This is a genomic window from Brevundimonas sp. GW821-FHT09G01 (assembly GCF_059416065.1).
Genome location: NZ_JBWKOL010000004.1, coordinates 287,082 through 305,460, shown reverse-complemented (window position 1 = coordinate 305,460; position 18,379 = coordinate 287,082). Strand labels below are relative to the sequence as shown.

The 18,379-nt window shown below is 70.3% G+C and carries 20 protein-coding genes; 8 read left to right on the top strand and 12 right to left on the bottom strand.

Going from position 1 to position 18,379, the window contains the following annotated elements; genetic code table 11:
• Both AC07NB_RS10765 and AC07NB_RS10760 read right to left on the bottom strand, forming a co-directional pair.
• Positions 1 to 1,245: DUF2793 domain-containing protein (locus AC07NB_RS10765; protein WP_494572576.1), on the bottom strand; the 1,245-nt coding region annotated here is incomplete at its 3' end.
• Between the two features lie 151 nt (positions 1,246 to 1,396).
• Positions 1,397 to 1,876 carry a DUF4112 domain-containing protein gene (locus AC07NB_RS10760; protein WP_494570823.1) on the bottom strand — a complete coding sequence of 160 codons (480 nt, stop codon included), beginning with the start codon at positions 1,874 to 1,876 and terminating at the stop codon, positions 1,397 to 1,399.
• Between the two features lie 82 nt (positions 1,877 to 1,958).
• Between AC07NB_RS10760 and AC07NB_RS10755 the strand changes: the two genes are divergently transcribed.
• Entirely contained in the window at positions 1,959 to 2,897 is a 939-nt protein-coding gene (locus tag AC07NB_RS10755) for an endonuclease/exonuclease/phosphatase family protein (protein WP_494570822.1), read from the top strand.
• On the opposite strand, the gene AC07NB_RS10750 is transcribed toward AC07NB_RS10755, so the two are convergent.
• The 6 genes from AC07NB_RS10750 to AC07NB_RS10725 are packed head-to-tail and all read right to left on the bottom strand — an operon-like array spanning position 2,881 to position 7,724.
• On the bottom strand, positions 2,881 to 4,095 hold the full coding sequence (locus AC07NB_RS10750; RefSeq protein ID WP_494570821.1) for a CCA tRNA nucleotidyltransferase: 1,215 nt from the start codon (positions 4,093 to 4,095) through the stop codon (positions 2,881 to 2,883). The genes AC07NB_RS10755 and AC07NB_RS10750 overlap by 17 nt on opposite strands.
• Positions 4,092 to 4,754: a CoA pyrophosphatase gene (locus AC07NB_RS10745; protein WP_494570820.1), complete on the bottom strand. Its 663-nt coding sequence runs from the start codon at positions 4,752 to 4,754 to the stop codon at positions 4,092 to 4,094. Before AC07NB_RS10745 ends, AC07NB_RS10750 begins: the two co-directional genes overlap by 4 nt.
• Positions 4,751 to 5,314 carry a DUF1285 domain-containing protein gene (locus tag AC07NB_RS10740; RefSeq protein ID WP_291839609.1) on the bottom strand — a complete coding sequence of 188 codons (564 nt, stop codon included), beginning with the start codon at positions 5,312 to 5,314 and terminating at the stop codon, positions 4,751 to 4,753. The genes AC07NB_RS10745 and AC07NB_RS10740 overlap by 4 nt, the downstream gene beginning before the upstream one ends.
• A 40-nt stretch (positions 5,315 to 5,354) precedes the next feature.
• On the bottom strand, positions 5,355 to 5,828 hold the full coding sequence (locus AC07NB_RS10735; RefSeq protein WP_494570819.1) for a GNAT family N-acetyltransferase: 474 nt from the start codon (positions 5,826 to 5,828) through the stop codon (positions 5,355 to 5,357).
• Between the two features lie 34 nt (positions 5,829 to 5,862).
• Complete coding sequence (locus AC07NB_RS10730; protein WP_494570818.1) at positions 5,863 to 6,636, bottom strand: enoyl-CoA hydratase; 774 nt, start codon at positions 6,634 to 6,636, stop codon at positions 5,863 to 5,865.
• Positions 6,633 to 7,724 (bottom strand): MBL fold metallo-hydrolase, encoded by a 1,092-nt coding sequence (locus AC07NB_RS10725; protein WP_291839615.1) that lies wholly within the window; start codon positions 7,722 to 7,724, stop codon positions 6,633 to 6,635. Before AC07NB_RS10725 ends, AC07NB_RS10730 begins: the two co-directional genes overlap by 4 nt.
• Before the next feature lie 136 nt (positions 7,725 to 7,860).
• Between AC07NB_RS10725 and AC07NB_RS10720 the strand changes: the two genes are divergently transcribed.
• From AC07NB_RS10720 to AC07NB_RS10695, 6 genes are all read left to right on the top strand, one after another.
• The gene (locus tag AC07NB_RS10720; protein WP_492312516.1) at positions 7,861 to 8,865 is read left to right on the top strand and encodes a hypothetical protein; all 1,005 of its coding nucleotides are present in this window, start codon (positions 7,861 to 7,863) and stop codon (positions 8,863 to 8,865) included.
• Positions 8,866 to 8,974: 109 nt separating this feature from the next.
• Entirely contained in the window at positions 8,975 to 9,772 is a 798-nt protein-coding gene (gene xth / locus AC07NB_RS10715; protein WP_291838800.1) for an exodeoxyribonuclease III, read from the top strand.
• An 11-nt stretch (positions 9,773 to 9,783) separates the two neighbouring features.
• Complete coding sequence (locus tag AC07NB_RS10710) at positions 9,784 to 10,290, top strand: hypothetical protein (RefSeq protein ID WP_291838819.1); 507 nt, start codon at positions 9,784 to 9,786, stop codon at positions 10,288 to 10,290.
• Positions 10,291 to 10,371: 81 nt separating this feature from the next.
• Positions 10,372 to 11,277 carry a cobalamin biosynthesis protein CbiG gene (locus AC07NB_RS10705; RefSeq protein WP_494570817.1) on the top strand — a complete coding sequence of 302 codons (906 nt, stop codon included), beginning with the start codon at positions 10,372 to 10,374 and terminating at the stop codon, positions 11,275 to 11,277.
• A 41-nt stretch (positions 11,278 to 11,318) separates the two neighbouring features.
• The gene (locus tag AC07NB_RS10700) at positions 11,319 to 12,323 is read left to right on the top strand and encodes a glycerophosphodiester phosphodiesterase (protein ID WP_494570816.1); all 1,005 of its coding nucleotides are present in this window, start codon (positions 11,319 to 11,321) and stop codon (positions 12,321 to 12,323) included.
• 141 nt (positions 12,324 to 12,464) lie between these two features.
• A complete protein-coding gene (locus AC07NB_RS10695; protein WP_492312513.1) occupies positions 12,465 to 12,722 on the top strand; it encodes a hypothetical protein in 258 nt (85 codons plus the stop codon).
• Between the two features lie 48 nt (positions 12,723 to 12,770).
• Here AC07NB_RS10695 and glyS read toward each other — a convergent pair whose 3' ends face one another.
• From glyS to AC07NB_RS10680, 3 genes are all read right to left on the bottom strand, one after another.
• On the bottom strand, positions 12,771 to 14,993 hold the full coding sequence (gene glyS, locus AC07NB_RS10690) for a glycine--tRNA ligase subunit beta (protein WP_494570815.1): 2,223 nt from the start codon (positions 14,991 to 14,993) through the stop codon (positions 12,771 to 12,773).
• Entirely contained in the window at positions 14,993 to 15,442 is a 450-nt protein-coding gene (locus AC07NB_RS10685) for an endonuclease domain-containing protein (RefSeq protein WP_494570814.1), read from the bottom strand. Before AC07NB_RS10685 ends, glyS begins: the two co-directional genes overlap by 1 nt.
• A 107-nt stretch (positions 15,443 to 15,549) precedes the next feature.
• Positions 15,550 to 16,437 (bottom strand): glycine--tRNA ligase subunit alpha, encoded by an 888-nt coding sequence (locus AC07NB_RS10680; RefSeq protein WP_494570813.1) that lies wholly within the window; start codon positions 16,435 to 16,437, stop codon positions 15,550 to 15,552.
• Between the two features lie 116 nt (positions 16,438 to 16,553).
• Here AC07NB_RS10680 and AC07NB_RS10675 point away from each other — a divergent pair, with 116 nt between their 5' ends.
• Entirely contained in the window at positions 16,554 to 17,294 is a 741-nt protein-coding gene (locus AC07NB_RS10675; protein ID WP_494570812.1) for a polysaccharide deacetylase family protein, read from the top strand.
• 163 nt (positions 17,295 to 17,457) lie between these two features.
• Here AC07NB_RS10675 and AC07NB_RS10670 read toward each other — a convergent pair whose 3' ends face one another.
• A complete protein-coding gene (locus AC07NB_RS10670; RefSeq protein WP_492312508.1) occupies positions 17,458 to 18,378 on the bottom strand; it encodes a hypothetical protein in 921 nt (306 codons plus the stop codon).
• Position 18,379: the final 1 nt, after the last annotated feature.

Genomic DNA, 18,379 nt, shown 5'->3' with positions numbered 1-18,379 from the left:
CCCGCCGGGCGCCCGGACCACCACCGCGCCGCCGTCGCCGCCCGGACCGCCGGACCGGACGTTTCCGCCCGCATCGAGCCCGCCGCCCGCGCCGCCCCCGCCCGCGCCGTCCGGCCGGTCGAAGGCTCCACCCGCAGCTCCTGCGGCCGAGACGCTCGACGCCCGTCCGCTGTTGGCGTTGAGCGCACCGGCGCCGCCAATGCCCGCCGCTCCGCTCGCGCCGCCGCCCAGTCCGCCGGCCCCGCCGCCGCCGGCCGAGATCAGCGCGGTCCCGTTCAGATGCACAGCGGAGGCGCCGCCCGAGGCTCCCGCCGCGGCCACGCCGCCGGCGCCGCCCGAGCCGACCGTCACCGTCAAGGCCGACGTCAGTTGGTTCGCCGCCCAGACGGCCCGAACGGCGCCCCCGGCCCCGCCGCCTCCACCGCCATATCGGGCGCCCGAGGCGCCGAAGGCCCCGGCTCCGCCGCCGCCGCCCCCGCCGACGACGACGGCCTCGACGCTTCGCGCCCAGGCGGGCGGAGTCCACGATCCGCCGGTAGTGAAGACCGTGGTCTCCCGGCGCCCCGCCCCCTGGCCGAAGGACACTCGCCCCGTCGCGCGGTCGACGCTCAGCGCCGTGCGCCAGGCGGCCCCGTCCGGGCTGACCTTCAGCGTCAGGTCGTCATCGCCGATGAGCCCCAGCTCGGCCCGGCCGCCGTAGCCCGACTGGAACAGCAAGGAGAGGACGTCCGCCGGCGCCGCCTTGTTGAGCGTCATCCTCAGATCGCCGTCGCCGCCCTCGGCGGCTTCCCGCGCGGTCCACAGCGCCTTGTTCAGCTTGGCGGCGAAGGGATTGGCGGCGTCCGCCAGCGTCCCCACGCCCAGACGGTCCAGCGGCCCGACCTCGCCCAGCCGCGCGCCGAGCGGGCTCCAGCCGCCGCCCTCGCGCACCACGAAGGCGGCCTCATCGGCCACCCAGGCCAGCAGGCCGTCGGTCGCCTCGACGCCGATCCAGCCGCCCATCTCGGCCCGAACCAGATCACCGGCGGTGAAGGCGCTCCACGCCGGACCGCCCGCGCCGGCCGGCAGGATATGAAGCAGGCCGTCCTCCGGCGCCGCCGGCTGGACCGCCGTCGTGCGGCTGGCGACCGTGGTCTGGACCAGGGCGTCCAGCCGGGTCAGGGCCTCGTTGAGGGTCACATGCTTCTGCATCTGCCCGGCCGCCAGATAGGGCAGACCCAGGCGCGCGGACTGGTCGTCGCTCATGGAAGGAAGTCTCCGAAACATCGTCGGAGATCAGTGTGCGGGCGCGGCGTCCTCAGGCGGGCTCATGACGCTGACGAGGGCACGTTCTTCCATCAGTTCAGAGGGTTAGTCGTCACCGATCCGATGGTTCAACATTAACTCCCGCGTCTTCTCAGTCGTGGAGGTAGACGATGCGGCGCAGGTTCGGATCGCTCTTCACCTTGGCGACATGGCGGTCATGTTCGCCGGACGCACGGGCCTCGCGCTCATTGGCCTCGACCCAGTGGGTGGTCTGGATGTCCTTCTGCAGCGCCTTGGCCGCCATCAGGTGCCCGGGGAACAGCACGTCGACGACGTTCGGCACGAAGTCGAGGAAGGGCACCTCGCCCACCGCCGTGGTCACGCTGTCGAGGCCCAGGTAGCCGGCCATCCGCACGAGCGTTCCGGGCGCCGCCCTGGCCCGCACGGCCTGAATCATCAGCCAGCCGGCGGCGCCGATCGTATAGGCGCTGCCCACCAGCGGGACCCAGGTCAGCAAGCCGTCCATGCCCACCCCGAACGGCCCTATGCCGATCACCCGGTCCGAGAGCTTTTTGACGCCCTCGACATTGGTCCAGATTTTCTCGATATCGCCGATGGTCCGTTTGGGCATTCCATCCTCCGAAGCGAGACCGTAACGCGCCATGGAGACCGGCGTTCATCATAAAGCGCAAGGGCGTTCTTCGGCCTGGACCGTGGTCCGGCGGTGGGCCGGCGCCCTGTGCGCGCTCGGTTTCGTCGGGGTGCTGATCGTCTCGGCGGCCATCCGATTCGGCGTGGGCCATCGCTGGGTGGACATCCTCGCCCAGTTCACCGCGCCGGGGCTGTTCGCGGTGATCGTCGCGACCCTGTTCCTGGCGATCCTGCGCCTGAAAGCGGCGGCATGGGCCGGCGTGGCGGCGAGCCTGGCCTTGCTGGCCTGTGTCGCGCCGCAGTGGTTTCCCCCGGCGGGCAAGCCCGAAGCCGGCGCGCCCGTGGTCCGGTTGTACTCGGCCAACGTCTATTATCTGAACGACGACGTCGCCGCGATGCGCCGGTCCATCGAAGCGGCGAACCCGGACATCATCATCCTGATCGAACTGGGACGCGGACCGATCGGTCGGCTGGACGAATTGCTGGCGGACTATCCATACCGCGCCGCCTCGATGCGGCCGGACGAGACCCGCGGGCCGTCACGCTCGATCATCGCCTCGCGCTGGCCGTTGCGGCAGGTCGAGAACCGGCCGGACGGGCTGCATTCCGTCACCGCCGTCGCGCAGACCCCGCTGGGCGCGCTGAACGTCGTCGGCGTCCACCTGACCCGTCCGTGGCCGTTCCAGCCGCAGTGGGGCCAGATCAGCCAGACCATGGCCTTGGGCGATATCCGACGCACCCTGGACGGCCCGGTGATCGTAGCCGGGGACTTCAACAGCGTCTCCAACGCCCGCATCGGGCGGCAGATGAAGCAGGACCTGGGTCTCGCCCCGGCCGGCGGCTTTCCCGGCACCTGGCCCAGCCAGCTGCCCTCGCCCCTGAACGTCACCATCGATCAGGTGTGGCGCTCGCCCGACCTGGCCTTCGTCAGCCGCAAGCTGGGGCGGCCCAACGGATCGGATCATCGTCCGGTCGTGACCGAGTTCACCCGCGCACGTTGACCAGCGCCGCCAGCCGTTCGGCGTGGCCCTCGCTGGGGAAGTCGGCGGCGATCCAGCTGTCCTCGAAGGCCTTGAGCAGGCGACCGGTCTCGGGACCCGGTTCAAGCCCCAGGCGCGCCACCTCCTTGCCGCCGACTGGCAGACGTGGCCGAACCCAGCCGTTCGCGACGGCCAGCAGACGCATGGCCGCCTCGCCCCACCCCGGCGCGGCGGCGTGAAGGCGCATCAGGGCGTCGGCGACGGCGCGGCCGCCCTGGCGATAGACCGCCGCCCGCGCCTGGGCGTCGCTCATGTCCAGAGACACGACCGGCGCCGCCAGCGCCGAACCGACCAGCCGGTCCCGCGCCGCGTTCGGGAAACGCAGCCGCTCCGACGCCCGCCGCATGGCCTCGGCGTCCACGGGGAACAGGGTCATCAGCCGGACCACGGGATCGTCGCTCAGGTCCACGACGGCGTCGAACAGCGTCAGGGGCCCCGCCTCGGGCAGCACCTGCGCCAGCACGCCGGTCTTCTCCATGGCTGCCATGGCCGGTCGCGGATCCGTCGCCGCCAGCAGCTTCATCAGCTCCTTGGACACCCGCTCGGCGGACAGGCGGGTCATGCCCGGCGCCAGGTCGCGACAGGCGTCCAGCGCAGCGGCGTCCGGCTCGCCCCGCCCATACCAGGCGAAGAAGCGGAAGAAGCGCAGGATGCGCAGATAGTCCTCGCGGATGCGGGTCCCGGGATCACCGACGAAGACGATCCGGCCCGCCGCCGCGTCGGCGACGCCGTGGCCGGTCGGATCGAACACCCGGCCTTCGCCGTCCGCATAGAGGGCGTTCAGCCGGAAATCGCGGCGCGCGGCGTCCTCGGCCCAGTCGTCGGTGAAGGCCACGGTGGCGTTGCGTCCATCGGTCGAGACGTCCCGGCGCAGGGTGGTGATCTCGAACGGCTGCCGCTCGGCCACCGCCGTCACCGTGCCGTGGGCGATGCCGGTGGGCACGGCCTTCAGGCCGGCGGCGCGGATCGCACGCTCGGTCTCCTCCGGCTTCAGGGTGGTGGCGATGTCGATGTCGTCGATCTCGCGGCCCATCAGGGCGTTGCGCACGCAGCCGCCGACGAAACGGGCGCAGCCGGGGCCGCCCGCCGCCTCCAGCGCCGCCAGGACCGAACGGGTCGCGGACGCCGTCAGCCAGGCCTGTCCGGTCAGCACGGTCACGTCGCATCCTCCCCGGCGGCGGCGACCGGTTCGGCCTCGTCGCCGTACAGCCGGGCGCACAGGCCGCGCACGATCCCCGCCGTCGCGCCCCAGATGTAGCGCTCCTCATAGGGCATGGCCCAGAACCAGCGGCGCGGCTGACCCTCCAGCTCATACGAATCGCGACGGTGATTGGCCGGATCCATCAGGAAGTCCCACGGCGCCTCGAACACCTCGGCCACCTCGTCTGGCGAGGCGGTCACGGACGGCGGCTCGGCCAGCCAGCCGATCACCGGCGTAACCAGGAAGCCGGTCACGGTCTCATAGGCGTCGCCGACGCCCAGCACCTCGACCACGCCGGGGTCGAGCGCGACCTCCTCGAAGGCCTCGCGCAGCGCGGCCTCGACGGCCGTCTCGCCGGGATCCAGGCGGCCGCCGGGGAAGGCGATCTGACCCGTGTGGCTGGCCAGAGTGTCGGAGCGGCGGGTGAGCAGCACCGTCGCGCCTTCCGGCCGGGCGATGACGGGCACCAGAACCGCGGCCGGACGCAGGGCCTTCGCCGTCGATCGCGCATCGGGATTCAGGTCGTAGTCCGACCGTGAGGCGGCGTCTTCCACCGACCAGCCGTCGGGATGGATCAGGTGCTCGATCAGCCGGGTCCGCAGCGTCGCCAGGCTCATTCGACGCCGGCCCCGACCGGTCCCAGGGCGAAGGCCGCACCGCCGGAACGGACGGTCAGCCGTCCGTCCTCGACCGAGGCCGCCTCGACCAGTTCATAGAAGACCGGGCGGGCGATGCGCGCCCACAGGTCGGCGCGGACCCGCACGCGGGGCGCGGGCTCTCCGGTCGTCGGATCGGTCTCGACCACGATGGGCGCGTCCGGCCCGGCCGTCGTCTGGTCGCCGACATCGGTGGTGAAGACCAGCGCCTCGCCCCGGCGCTCGACCGAGACGGCGCGGAACGGCAGGTCCTCGACGGCGATGGCCAGCTTCTCGCCCGGCGTGACCAGCACATAGCCGTCGGCGTCCTTGCGCAGGATGGTCGAGAACAGCCGCACCAGTTCGGCCCGGCCGATGGGCGAGCCCTCGTGCAGCCAGACGCCGTCGCGGCGGATGACGATGTCGATGTCGCCGCAATGGGCCGGATGCCACAGGTGGACCGGCGGCAGGCCGCGGCCCGGAGCCTGCTTCGCCGCCTCGGCCATGGCGGCCAGTCCTGTTGTCTTGTCAGCGTCGGCCATGGAGCAGACTTAGGCGGTCCGCCCCGGCGTGCAAACCCGCTCAGGCGGGACGGACGATTCCGGAGGGCTCGCCCTCGCCCAGCCACAGCACGCGGCGCGGGTCCACCGGTCCCTGCAGGCGGACGTCCGGCGCATGGCGGAAGCCGAACCGGCCGAAATAGGGGGCGTCGCCGACCAGCAGGACGCCGGTCCGGCCTGCATGGTCGATGCAGGCCTGCACCAGATCCGCGCCCAGCCCGCCCTTGCGGCTGTCCGCCGAGACGGTGATGGGGCCCAGGAACAGGGCCGGACGGTCGCCGATCAGGATGGTCCACAGCCGCACCGCGCCGATCACCCGACCGTCCTCCCGCGCCACGAAGCCGGCGGCGACGCCCGCCTGCTCGCGGATGCGCTCTGCGGTCTTTGCGTAACGGCCCGGGCCGAAGGCGGCCATGACCAGGGCCTCCACCGACGCGGCGTCGGCGGGCGTTTCGGCGTCGATGCGCACGGTGGTCTGCAGGGCGGCGTCGGTCATGAGCGCGCGCACCTAAGGCGCGCGCTCCGGGGAATCAACCGACTTTCGAGAAATCGGGCGCGCGCTTCTGGGTGAAGGCCATGAAGGCCTCCATCGCCTCGGGGCTCTTCATCTGGCTGCCGAAGGCCTCGCCCTCGCGCTGCATCAGCGCCCACAGGCGTTCCGCGTCGCGCATCAGCTGCTTGGTCTTGCGGATGGAGTTGGGCGCCCGCGTGGCGAGCTTGGCGGCCAGTTCGGCGGCCGTGGCCTCGACCTGATCGGCGGCGACGGCGCGGTTGGCCAGGCCCCAGGCCACGGCGGTCCTGCCGTCTATCGGCTCGCCCAGGGCGAAGATCTCGAACGCCCGCTGGTGGCCCAGCACCGCCGGCAGCAGCATGGAGGACGCCGCCTCCGGCGCCAGGGCCAGGTTGATGAAGGGCGCGGACAGCAGCGCGTCCTCGGCCACCACCACCATGTCGCAGTGAAGCAGCAGGGTCAGGCCGATGCCGACGGCCCGGCCGCGCACCGCCGCCACCGCAGGCTTGTCCAGGTCGGCGAGGGATTTGAGGAAACGGAACACCGACATGTCGAAGGGCTTGTCGGTCTGCGAGCCGATGGCGATGAAGTCGCCGATATCGTTGCCCGCCGAGAAGCTGTCGCCCTCGCCCCGGAACAGCAGCACCCGCACCGTGTCGTCAGTGCGCGCGCGCTCGGTCGCCTCCGCCAGGGCGGCGTACATGGCCTGGGTGATGGCGTTCTTCTTGTCGGCGCGGGCCAGGGTGACGGTCAGCACGCCGTTCGCCAGCTCGGTCTTGATGTGGTCGGTCATGCCGCCTCCTCCCCTTGTGTCGTTGAGCGCCACCAGTCGACGCCGTCCGCATCGCGTTCGCGAACGGCCAGACCTCTCAGCAGCATGTAATTCAGGTGGGCGATGCTCTCGCCGGTGGCCATGCCGCGCACGCCGTCGCCTACCGGGCGGGCGAACAGGGCCGGGAACACGTCCACCGCCCGCTTCGGCTCCCTCAGCGACCGGTCGAGGCGTTTCAGCGCCACGTGATGACCGCGGATCAGGGCGTCCAGCCGGGCGTGGGCGCCGCGGAACACCTCGCCGTGCGACGGCAGGATCAGGATGTCGTCCGGAAAGACCGTCTTCATCCGCTCCAGCGAGGCCAGCCAGTCGCCCAGAGGATCGGCGTCGGCCTCGGTCGGCCAGACGGAGACGTTGGACGAGATGCGCGGCAGGATCTGGTCGCCGCCCAGCACGACGCCGTCGTCCTCGCGCCACAGGCAGGCGTGTTCGGGGCTGTGGCCCTCGCCGACGACGATGCGCCAGTCGCGGCCGCCGATGCTCAGCCGGTCGCCCTCGCGAATCCGCTGATAGCCGGCGGGCAGCGGCGAGACGGCCATGCCGAAGCGCCCGAACTCACGGCGGTAGCGCTCGATCTGCGCCTCGTCCCAGCCCGAGGCGCGATAGAAGTCCGCTCCGCTTTCCGGCGCCGGCGTGCCGGTGTCGGCCAGCAGCATCCGGGCCATCACATATTCCAGGCGGGTCATGACCAGCGGCGCGTTGAACCGCTCGCACAGCCAGCCGGCCAGGCCGATGTGGTCGGGATGCATATGGGTGCAGATCACCCGGGTGACCGGGTCTCCGCCCATCGGGCCGGCCAGCAGGAGCTCCCATTCGGCCTTGGTCGCGTCGAGCGCCAGGCCGCAGTCGATGACCGCCCAGCCGTCGCCGTCGCGCACCGCATAGACGTTGATGTGATCCAGCTGCATCGGCATGGCGACGCGCATCCACAGCACGTCCGGCGCGACGATGACCGCCTCGCCCGAGGCCGGAGGTCCGGCGAACGGATAGGTCAGGCCCCGCTCGGCGGGCCTCGCCTCGGTCTCCGCCGGGATCACGCCGTCCGCCAAGTCCGTCTCCAATCGCAACGCAGGATGGATAGACCGAACCGCCGCCTCTCGTCCAGCATCACCGGTCAGAGCCTTGACCCGGCTCCAACCGCTCGCCAAGGGTGTCGATCGAAGATTTACCTTCCGGAGTGACCCCGTGTTCAACAGAAAGATCATCGGCCTGGCGGGCGCCTTTGCGGTGCTGATGGGCGTGGCCCAGCCGGCGTTCGCCCAAACCGCGCCCACCGGCGGCCCGATCACGGAAACGGATCGCGCCAGCGGCACGATCAACGGCACGCGCGTCCAGCCGGGCCGTCTCGGCGACCGTTCCCCGCCCCCCGCCGCCGCTTCGCCGCGCCAGCGTCGCCAGGACCGTTCGCGCCCGGCTCCCGCCGCGCCGCCGACGCCGGAGCAGGTCCGCGCCGCCGCCCAGGCCCAGCTGACCGCCGCCAGCGTGACCTGCGAGCTGGTCGAGGCCACCAATCCCGGCGTGATCGGCGAGTCCCAGGTCTATGAAACCGCCTGCGCCGGCGGCGAAGGCTACATCCTGATCGCCTCGACCCCGCCGCAGGCCTTCGGCTGCATCGAGCTGGCCGGCACCGCCGCCATCGCCCGTGCGCGCGATCCAAACGCCGACGTCGGTCAGCAGTGCGCCCTGCCCGCCAACCAGAACGGCGTCGCCGTCATCGGCGGCTGGGCCCGCGCCGCCGGCGCGACCTGCACGGTCGACGAGGCCCTGGCCATCGGCAAGAGCGACGGCAACAACATGGTCTACGAAGTCGGCTGCGCCGGCGCCGACGGCTACTGGCTGGAAAAGACCGCCACCGGCTGGGATCTGAAGGATTGCCTGCAGATCGCGTCCATGAACGGTTCGTGCCGCTTCACCACGGCCCAGGAACAGGCCCAGAGCTTCCAGCCCAAGCTGGCCGGCACCGACGCCTCGGATTGCAGCGTCACCCAGGTCCGCATGATGGGCGAGAACGCCAACGGCCGCTTCTATGAAGCCAAATGCGCCGCTGAAGGCCAGGGCTATATCGCCCGAGTCAACAACGAAGGCGTGACCCAGCAGGTCTACCCCTGCGCCACCGCCCAGCGCATCGGCGGGGGTTGCACCCTGACCCCGGCTCCGGCCGCCGCCCCGGCGACCGGCGGCCGCCCCTAAGGCGTCTTTACGGCCGAACGATCAGCGCCCCGGAGGAAACTCCGGGGCGTTTTTCGTTGCGGCGATCAGCGCTTCACAGAGCCCCCCGACGCGCCTTAGCTTGCACTCCATGCGCATCGCCACCTGGAACGTGAATTCGGTCAACGCCCGCCTGCCCACCGTGCTGGCGTGGCTGGAAGCGGCCCAGCCTGACGTCGTCGGCTTCCAGGAAATCAAATGCGTGGATGAGAAATTCCCCCGCGAAGCGTTCGAAAGCCTCGGCTACAACGTCGAGGTCCACGGGCAGAAGACCTATAACGGCGTCGCCCTGCTCTCGAAATTCCCGATGTCCGAGGTCCGTCGCGGCCTGCCCGGCGAGGACCAGTCCGGGGTCGAGGACGAGGGTGTCCACTCCCGCTACATCGAGGCCCTGATCGAATGCCCGCGTCCGGTGCGGGTCGGCTGTCTCTACCTGCCCAACGGCAATCCGGTGGAGAGCCCCAAGTTCGCCTACAAGCTGGGCTGGATGGAGCGGCTGGAGGCCCACGCCCGGACCCTGCTGGCGCAGGAAGAGGCCTTCACCCTGTGCGGCGACTACAACGTCATCCCGACGCCTGAGGACGCCAAGAATCCCTCCGCCTGGGTCAACGACGCGCTGTTCCAGCCCGAGAGCCGCGCCGCCTTCCGCGCCCTGCGCTACCTCGGCCTGAGCGATGCCGGCGAGCTGGGCAAGCAGCCGCCGGGAACCTACACCTTCTGGGACTATCAGGCCGGCGCCTGGCAGCGCGACCACGGCATCCGCATCGACTTCCACCTGCTGTCGCCGCAGGCGGCGGACCGGTTCCGGGGCGTCGAGACCCACCGGGACGCCCGCGACATGGACAAGCCGTCCGACCACGTCCCCGTGGTTGTCGAGCTGGAGGACTAACCTTGAGCGAGGTGTTCCGGGTGGTCCTGCTGGTGGCGCTGGCCGCGGCGGCGCTGACCACCGGGGCGCTGCTGCTGGTCTGGTGGATGGAGCCCGTGCGCCGGATGCGCCGGGCGCTGCTGAAATCGCTGGGCGCGGTTCCCGAGGCCGAGGCCCTGTCGCCCGCCGAGGGCCGCGCCGCCGGGCTGGACTTCGACGGGGCGCAGGTCGCCGTACTGTGGAACCGAGGCGCGGCGGGACTGGTCTACGCCTTTGAGGAGATCGAGGGCGGCGAGATCATCGTCGACGGCCACGTGGTCGCCCGGGTGCGCCGGGGCGAGGCGCGCAAGTCGCTGGACATCCTGGCCCCCGACGCCGAGCAGGTGGTGCTGCGGCTGATGTTCGCGGACGCCCGCCACCCCGAGTTCGAGCTGGCCCTGTGGGACGCCACCCTGCCCGTCCAGACCAGCTCGCCCGGCGAAGCGCTGCGGCTGGGCCGCCGCTGGCTGTCGCATCTGGAAGCCCTTCTCAAGGGTTGAGCGACTGCGGGGTTCCTCCCCCGACGCGAGAGCGCTAGAAGCGCCCCCAACCTGTTTTGAGTAAGCCTGAAGGAGGCCGCCTTGGCCCGCCTGTTCGACGCCGTGATCATTGCCGACTGGACCGCCGCCGAGGGCAAGAAGCTGGGCGATCAGTCGGTGTGGATCGGCGTGGCCAAGCGCGACGTGCGCTTCCGCCTCTACACCGAGACCCACAACACCGCGACGCGCGCCGAGGGCGAGGCCCTGCTTAACAAGCTGGTCTCGGAACACCGCAAGCGCGGCGACCGGGTGCTGGTCGGCTTCGACTTCAACTTCGGCTACCCGGCCGGCACCGCGGCGCGGCTGAAGCTGGACGGAACGCCGTGGTCGGCGATGTGGAAATTCATCGCCGCCAACATCGTCGACAAGGCCGACAACACCAACAACCGCTATCAGGTCGCGGCCAAGATCAACCGGCTGATGACCGACGAGGCCTGGCCGATGTGGGGCGCGCCCGCCAAGCAGGCGCAGCGCTGGCTGACCACCACCAAACCGCCCGCGGGCGCCGGCGCCGACATCCCCGAGTTCCGCGCCACAGAGGACGCGGTGCGCAAGGGCAAGCTGCAGCCCAAGTCGGTCTGGCAGATGCACGGCGCCGGCGCCGTCGGCGGCCAGACGCTGGTGGGCATCCCGATGGTGCGCCGCCTGCTGGAGAGCCTGGGCCCGTCGGGCGCCGTCTGGCCGTTCGGCACCGGCTGGCGCGCGCTGGACACGGCGGACGTCGAGCCCCTGTCGGCCGTGGTCGTCGAGGTCTGGCCGTCGATGTTCGACGCCAAGCCGGAAGCGGGCGAGTTCAAGGACCAGGCCCAGGTGCGCACCACCGCCGAGGCGCTGGCGAAGATGGATGAGGCCGGCGACCTGGCGAAGGCCTTCGCCCCGCCCAAGGGCGCGGACGAGGGCCTGATCGCACGGGTCGAGCAGGAAGAAGGCTGGATCCTGGGGGCCTAGGCCTTCACCGGCCTGTCGTCCGGCTGCGCTATCGCTGCGCCATGTTCCGGATCATTCTGACCGCCCTTCTGTTGCTGACCGCGAGCCCCGCCGTGGCCGACGTGCTGATCATCGCCCACCGCGGCGCCTCGGGCGAACGGCCCGAGCACACCCGCATGGCCTACGAGCGGGCCATCGAGCAGGGCGCCGACATCATCGAGCCCGACCTGGTCATGACCCGCGACGGGATCCTGGTGGTCCGGCACGAGAACGAGATCGGCGGAACCACCGACGTGGCCGCCCATCCGGAGTTCGCCGACCGCCGCACGACCCGCGACATCGACGGGGAGTCCGTGACAGGCTGGTTCACCGAGGACTTCACCTTGGCCGAGCTGATGACCCTGCGCGCCCGCGAGCGGCTGCCCGCGTTGCGCGGAACGGCCTTCGACGGGCAGGAGCCGATCCTGACCTTCGAGCAGGTGCTGGACATCGCCCGCGAGGCCTCGGCGCGGACCGGCCGGACCATCGGCGTCGCGCCGGAGCTGAAGCACCCCTCGCACTTCGCCGCCCTGGGCCTGCCGATGGAGGACGCTTTCGTGGCGGTGCTGGAGCGACGCGGGCTGACGGGCGCGACCGCGCCGGTGCTGGTCCAGTGCTTCGAGGTCGGGCCGCTGGAGCGGCTGAGCGCCCGGATCGACACGCCCCTGCTGCAGCTGATGGCCGGCGAAGACGGCCCGGCGGACCGGCCGGCGCTGACCTATGCGGCGATGGCGACGCCCGGGGGGCTCGCGGCGGTGAAGGCCTATGCCGACTGGATCGGGGCCGACACGGCGATGATCGAGCCGACGCCGGGCGCGCCGTCCTCGTTGATCGCGGACGCCCACGCGGCGGGGCTGAAGGTCGCCGCCTGGACCTTCCGGGCCGAGAACGTCTTCCTGCCGGAGGCGGACCGGGTCGGGGCTGAACCCGCAAGCCACGGGCGCCTGCGGGAGCGGCTGGCGCGGTTCGCCGGCTACGGACTGGACGCCGCCTTCATGGATCAGCCGGGGCTGGCGAGACGGCCCTGAGGCCAAGTCCCTGAAATTCCGCCCCTGGCGTCGTTAACGACCAGAACGGGTGAGGGCCTGGCATTGACAACCCCTGATCGTCACCCGAGCGTGCCGTCGGCCCTGCATCAGCAGGGCATGGCAGACTTTGGAGAGTGGACGATGAAACTTCCCCGTATCCTGCTTCTGACCGCCCTGGCGGGCTCGATCGCAGCGGCCGCGGCAAGCCCGGCCGCGGCGCAGACCAGCTACTACTGGGGACCCCAGACGATGGGGTATATGTATACCTATTACATCAACGGCCAGCTGGTCTCGACCAACTACATGGGCTGCGACGGCTGGGAATCCTGGGACGGCTACAACGGCTGGCCGGACCTGACGATGGGCGACTCGTACGACTACACCAGCTGGGAATGTTGATCCCGGCATGAGCGGGCGGGACGGTTCGCCGTCCCGCTTTTTCTCCCCCTACCCCGCGATCTGGCCGAAGTCGGCGACGCGGCCCATGACCGCGCGGACCTGACCCAGCAGCTTCAGGCGGTTGTCGCGCTCCTCGGCGACATCCGAGTTGACCATCACATGGGTGAAGAAGGCGTCGACCGGGGCGCGGAGCGACGCCAGGGCCTTCATGGCGGCGGCGAAGTCCTCGGTCTCCAGCGCGGCGTCCACGGCGGTCGCGCCGGCGGCGGTGGCGAAGGCCAGGGCGGTCTCGGGCTCCGGCTGGTTCGGCAGGCCGGTGCTGACCATGCCGGTCGGAACGGGTCCCTTCTTCTCCTCGGCCTTAAGGATGTTGGACGCGCGCTTGTAGCCCGCCAGCAGATTGGCCCCGTCGTCGGTGGCCAGGAAGGCGTCGAGAGCCTCCACGCGGCGCACGATGCGGACGAGGTCGTCGTCGCCGAGCGCGAAGACGGCGTCCACGAGATCGTGGCGCTTGCCCTGGTCGCGCAGGAGGACCTTCAAGCGGTCGGCGAAGAAGGCGAGGGCCGCCTCAGACGTGTCATGCCAATTTTCGAGCGGACGTTGCGAACGAGCGAGTTGAGCGAAGCGCTCAATATCCTCTTCCTGAGCGGCAATATCCAACTCGGCGTAGAAACGCCGCTGCTTAGCTTTGTCCAAGGCGGACTGCGGGTTCGCTCGATCCCAAGCCTGGTTGAAGTAGACTCGCCAGATGTCAGGCAGCAGATCACGAAGTCGGATTCTGGCTCCCCCCTCCAACACCAGCCGGATCACGCCTAGCGCGGCACGGCGCAGGGCGAACGGGTCCTTGGAGCCGGTCGGCTTCTCGTCGATGGCGAAGAAGCCGACGAGGGTGTCGAGCTTGTCTGCCAGGGAGACCGCCACCGTCAGCGGGGCGGTCGGGACCGAGTCCGAAGGGCCCTGCGGCTTGTAGTGGTCGCGGACGGCGTCGGCGATGGCGTCGGGTTGGCCGAAGGCGCGGGCGTAGTAGCCGCCCATCACGCCCTGCAGTTCCGGGAATTCGCTGACCATGCCCGAGGCGAGATCAGCCTTGGACAAGCGCGCGGCGGCCTCGGCCTGATCCGGATCAGCGCCGACCAGAGGAGCGATCTCGCGGGCCAGGGCCGCGATGCGCTCGACGCGCTCGGCCAGGGTGCCCAGCTTGGCGTGGAAGGTGACGCCGGACAGCTTCTTCGACCAGGCGTCGAAGCCGGTCTTCAGGTCCTCGTCCCAGAAGAAGCGGGCGTCGTTCAGGCGGGCGCTCAGCACGCGGCTGTTGCCGGCGGCCAGGGCCTTGCCGCCGTCCGAGGCCTCGACGTTGGCGACGACGACGAAGTTCGGAGAAAGGACCAATGCCCCTTTCACGATCGAACCGTCATCTCGAACTCCGTCCATTCGCCCGGATACGGCGAAATACTTCTGATGCACCTTCATCGACAGGCGCACGACTTCCATCGGCAGGTCGAGGAACTGCGGGTCCATGTCGCCCAGGATCGGGGTCGGCCATTCGGCCAGGCCGGCGACCTCGTCCAGCAGGCCGTCGTCATCGACGAGGGCCAGCCTCTTGTCCGAACAGACCTTTTTCGCGGCTTCGAGGATGCGCAGCTTGCGGTCGGCGACGTCCAGCAGGACGAACTCCCGCTCCAGTTTGCCGCGGTAGTCGGCGAAATCCTTGACCGTGAAGGGCTTGCCCGAGCCGAGGAAGCGGTGGCCCTCGGTCGTGTCGCCGCTCTGAATGCCGTCGATGTCGAACGGGACCACATGGCCGTCGAACAGGGCGACGATCCGCTTCAACGGACGAATCCAGCGCAGCGTGCCGGAGCCCCAGCGCATCGACTTGGGCCAGGGGAAGGCGCGGACGATCTGGTCGACCATCTCGGGGATCAGGTCGGCGGTGGCCCGGCCCTTCTGGCTGATGACGGCGAACAGGACGCCGTCGCGCTCGACCAGCTGGTCGCGGGTCAGGCCGGTCTTGCGCAGGAAGCCGTCCAGCGCCTGTTCGGGGGCGTTGGCGCGCGGGCCCTTCAGCTCTTCCTCGCGGTCGGGCGTGGCGGTCGGCAGACCCTCGACGACCAGGGTCAGGCGGCGCGGGCCGCCGAAGGTGGTCAGCGCCTCGTACGACAGCCCGGCGGCCTTCAGCCGTTCGGCGGCCATCCGCTCCAGGTCGCGCGCGGCGCCCTGCTGCATACGGGCGGGGATTTCTTCGGAGAAGAGTTCGAGGAGGAGTTGGGGCATCACAAGTCGCTAAAGCCCTTCCCCTCGAGGGGGAAGGGTTGGGATGGGGTGGTGGCAGGCTGTTTGAGGGTCGGCACGGAGGCGCGGACAGCGGCCTCGATCTCGCTGACGACCGTATCGAGTTCCTTGTCGATACGGGCATTGGGGATCCGGAGGACACGGAAACCTTGGCTCTTCAGCCAGGTATCGCGGTCGAGATCACGTAGAGCGACGTCTGTGAGTTCGTGAACGCCGCCATCGACCTCGATCACCAGCTTGGCCCTAAGGCACACGAAGTCGACCACATAGCCGCCCAGAGGAGCCTGTCGGCGAATGCGTATATCGAGGCGGCGAAGGCGCTCCCAAAGCTTCGCTTCGGCATGGGTCGGAGACGCGCGCAGACGGCGGCCGCGTTGAGCGCCGCCCGGCTTGATCCGGTCAGGACCGGTGAAGCGGTCATATTCCACCATCGAAGCCCTCCCTGCCGACAACGCCTCACGCGCTACATCCTGACAAGCACTGCCGCCACCCCATCCCCCGGCCCCTTCCCCCTCGAGGGGAAGGGGGGAAGAGATGCTCACGCCTCAGCCCTCTCGCGTTCCACATAGGCCGTGGCGCAGGCCTTACACAGCTCGCGGATGCGGCCGATGTAGCTCTGGCGTTCGGCGACGGCGATGGCGCCGCGGGCGTCCATCAGGTTGAACAGGTGGGACGCCTTCAGGACCTGGTCGTAGGCGGGCAGGACAAGCTGCTGGCCCTGCGGACCCGTCATGGCCAGCAGGTTGGAGACCTCGGCGACCATGTCCTCGAAGCGGCGCTTCAGGCCATCGACGTCGTAGCCGTGGAAATTGGCTTCCGACTGCTGGCGCTCGTTCTCGAGGAAGACCTCGCCGTAGGTGACGCCCTCCTTGGTGAACTTCAGGTCGTAGACGTTGTCGACGCCCTGGACGTACATGGCCAGGCGCTCCAGCCCGTAGGTCAGCTCGCCCGAGACGACGTCGACCTCGATGCCGCCGACGCCCTGGAAGTAGGTGAACTGCGTCACCTCCATGCCGTCGCACCAGACCTCCCAGCCCAGGCCCCAGGCGCCGACGGTGGGGTTCTCCCAGTCGTCCTCGACAAAGCGGATGTCGTGCAGGCTGGGATCGATGCCGATGGCGCGCAGCGAGCCGAGGTAGAGCTCCTGCAGATTGTCCGGGTTCGGCTTCAGAAGCACTTGATATTGATAATAATGTTGGAGCCGATTGGGGTTCTCGCCATAGCGGCCGTCGCCCGGGCGGCGGCTGGGCTGGACGTAGGCGGCCTTCCACGGCTTGGGGCCGAGCGCGCACAGGACGGTGGCCGGGTGGAGCGTGCCCGCGCCGACCTCGATGTCATAGGGCTGGAGGATCGCGCAGCCCTGATCGCCCCAGTATTTGTGGAGCGTCAGGATGAGGTCCTGGAAGGCGAGCGGTTCGGTGGTCACGTGGAGCTGTTCGCAGTCGCAAAATGAGAGGCGCGGACCCTAGACGGCGGGCCTTTGTGGGGCAAGGTGAAGCCCGCCACACGGTTCTTTAAGCGCCTTGGGTGCAGTCTGTACCCATGAAGCAGATCGACCAGATGCGCCGGCGGGCGGCTCGTTATCTCGAGGTGGATGCGGTGCAGATCGCCCCGGCGAAGGGCGTGTTCTCGCTGAGCTTCGACGACATTCCCGCGACGGCCTGGACCGAGGCGGGGCCGATCCTGGCCGAGCACGGGATCAAGGCGACCTACTATGTCTGCGGCGGGCTGGCCGGCGGGCGGAACATGGACCGGGACCAGTTCCAGGTGCGCCACCTGCAGGAGCTGCACGCGGCCGGGCACGAGGTCGGCTGTCATACCTGGGGCCACACCAGCGTGCTGCGGATGGACGCCGAGGCGCTGAAGCTGAGCCTGGACGCCAATGCGGCCTGGGTGAGCGAGCGGCTGGGTGGGTACGCGATGACGACCTTCGCCTATCCGTTCGGCGACGCCACCCTGACGGCCAAACGCCACGTGCGCGGGCGGTTCGACCTGGGCCGGGGCGTGCGCGACGGGGTCAATGCGGGGCGAGAGGACCGGGGACTGATCAAGTCCATCGGGCTGGAGAGCCGCCGCCTGCCCCACTACGATCTCGAAGGCCTGATGGCCGGGGCGGCGGCGTCGAAGGGCTGGCTGACGGCCTATGCGCACGACGTGTCTGACGACCCGACCGACTATGGCTGCACCCCCGACGATCTGGACCGTGTGATCCGGCTGGCCAAGGCCGCCGGGCTGGAGGTTCGGCCGGTGGGCGAGGCGTGGCGGGCGATGGCGGCGGGCTGAGCCGCCCCGTTCGGACGGGTGGAAAACACCGTCCGATGCGTCCGAAGCGTTCGGATCGCGACGCAGAAAAACGGGGTGCGAAGAGTGCGGATGCGCGCCGGTCATGGGGCGGAGTCTGGCACGCCGACGCGTCAGGATTGGACGTGTCGGCCGCCGGGGAACCTCAGGCCGCCTGCGCCAGCTCCGTCTTGCGGCCGTCCGCCCATCTGATCAGGGCGGCGCGGGGCCAGGCGACGATCCAGGAGCGGGCGGTGTATTCGCCCTTTTCGATCATCGCGGCGCGGGTGGGGGAGCTGGTGGCGGCGCGCTGGGTGTGGATGTCGCCCGGGCCCTGGTGGACCAGGAAGGCGCCGTGCTTGAGCGGATTGACGCGCAGATAGGCCAGGCGCGGGCTGATCTGCTCCAGCGGCGGATCGTAGAACCAGGATGAGCCCAGCATGCCCGCCATCTCGGGGCGGCGCTTGAGGATCTCGGCGGCGGTGGCCCAGGCGCGGTCCCAGCCGGCTTCGTTGAAGTCGCTGAGCTCGCGGCTTTCGGTATGGACCTCCAGCCAGGGCTTCCAGGCCTGGGCGGCGGCGTAGGCCGGGATCACCGACCAGCCCCAGCCTTCGCGGGCGTGGCGCAGGATCTGGCCCGGCCCCATGGGCGAGGAAAGGTCGATCATCTGGGTGCGGGCGCCGGGCACGCTGAGGACCAGCGCGATGCGCACGTCTTTGGCCCAGAAGTCGCGATCGTAGGGGTTCGCGCCCTCAGTCAGGAAGGCGGCGAGCCGGTCGATCCACTGGGGATAGAGTTCGAGCGAAGCCTGAGGCAGGTCGGCGGCGGGGACCCGCGCCGGCATCTCCAGCGCCCAGATCGCCACCAAGGCGCGGCGGTGGTCGTCGGTCAGGGCTGGGCCGAAGGCGGCCTGCAGGGCCTCCTCGGCGCGGTGGCCGGGCTGGTCGAAATCCCAGTGCGGGGCCGAGGCGGCGGCCGCGTCGGCGGCGGCGGCCTTGAACGCATGGAGGCGGGCGCGGTCCTCAGACGGGACCCTGTCCAGAACGGCCTCGAACGCGGCGATGTGGGCGGGCGTGAGCGTTTCCATG

Bases quoted from the DNA above. Each gene is read 5' to 3' on its own strand.
- AC07NB_RS10760 (WP_494570823.1), bottom strand. From the start codon at position 1,876: ATGCCCAAACGGACCATCGGCGATATCGAGAAAATCTGGACCAATGTC.
- glyS (WP_494570815.1), bottom strand. From the start codon at position 14,993: ATGCCCCAACTCCTCCTCGAACTCTTCTCCGAAGAAATCCCCGCCCGT.
- AC07NB_RS10735 (WP_494570819.1), bottom strand. From the start codon at position 5,828: ATGACCGACGCCGCCCTGCAGACCACCGTGCGCATCGACGCCGAAACG.
- AC07NB_RS10745 (WP_494570820.1), bottom strand. From the start codon at position 4,754: ATGAGCCTGGCGACGCTGCGGACCCGGCTGATCGAGCACCTGATCCAT.
- xth (WP_291838800.1), top strand. From the start codon at position 8,975: ATGCGCATCGCCACCTGGAACGTGAATTCGGTCAACGCCCGCCTGCCC.
- AC07NB_RS10740 (WP_291839609.1), bottom strand. From the start codon at position 5,314: ATGGCCGACGCTGACAAGACAACAGGACTGGCCGCCATGGCCGAGGCG.
- AC07NB_RS10730 (WP_494570818.1), bottom strand. From the start codon at position 6,636: ATGACCGACCACATCAAGACCGAGCTGGCGAACGGCGTGCTGACCGTC.
- AC07NB_RS10685 (WP_494570814.1), bottom strand. From the start codon at position 15,442: ATGGTGGAATATGACCGCTTCACCGGTCCTGACCGGATCAAGCCGGGC.
- AC07NB_RS10700 (WP_494570816.1), top strand. From the start codon at position 11,319: ATGTTCCGGATCATTCTGACCGCCCTTCTGTTGCTGACCGCGAGCCCC.
- AC07NB_RS10670 (WP_492312508.1), bottom strand. From the start codon at position 18,378: ATGGAAACGCTCACGCCCGCCCACATCGCCGCGTTCGAGGCCGTTCTG.
- AC07NB_RS10695 (WP_492312513.1), top strand. From the start codon at position 12,465: ATGAAACTTCCCCGTATCCTGCTTCTGACCGCCCTGGCGGGCTCGATC.
- AC07NB_RS10675 (WP_494570812.1), top strand. From the start codon at position 16,554: ATGAAGCAGATCGACCAGATGCGCCGGCGGGCGGCTCGTTATCTCGAG.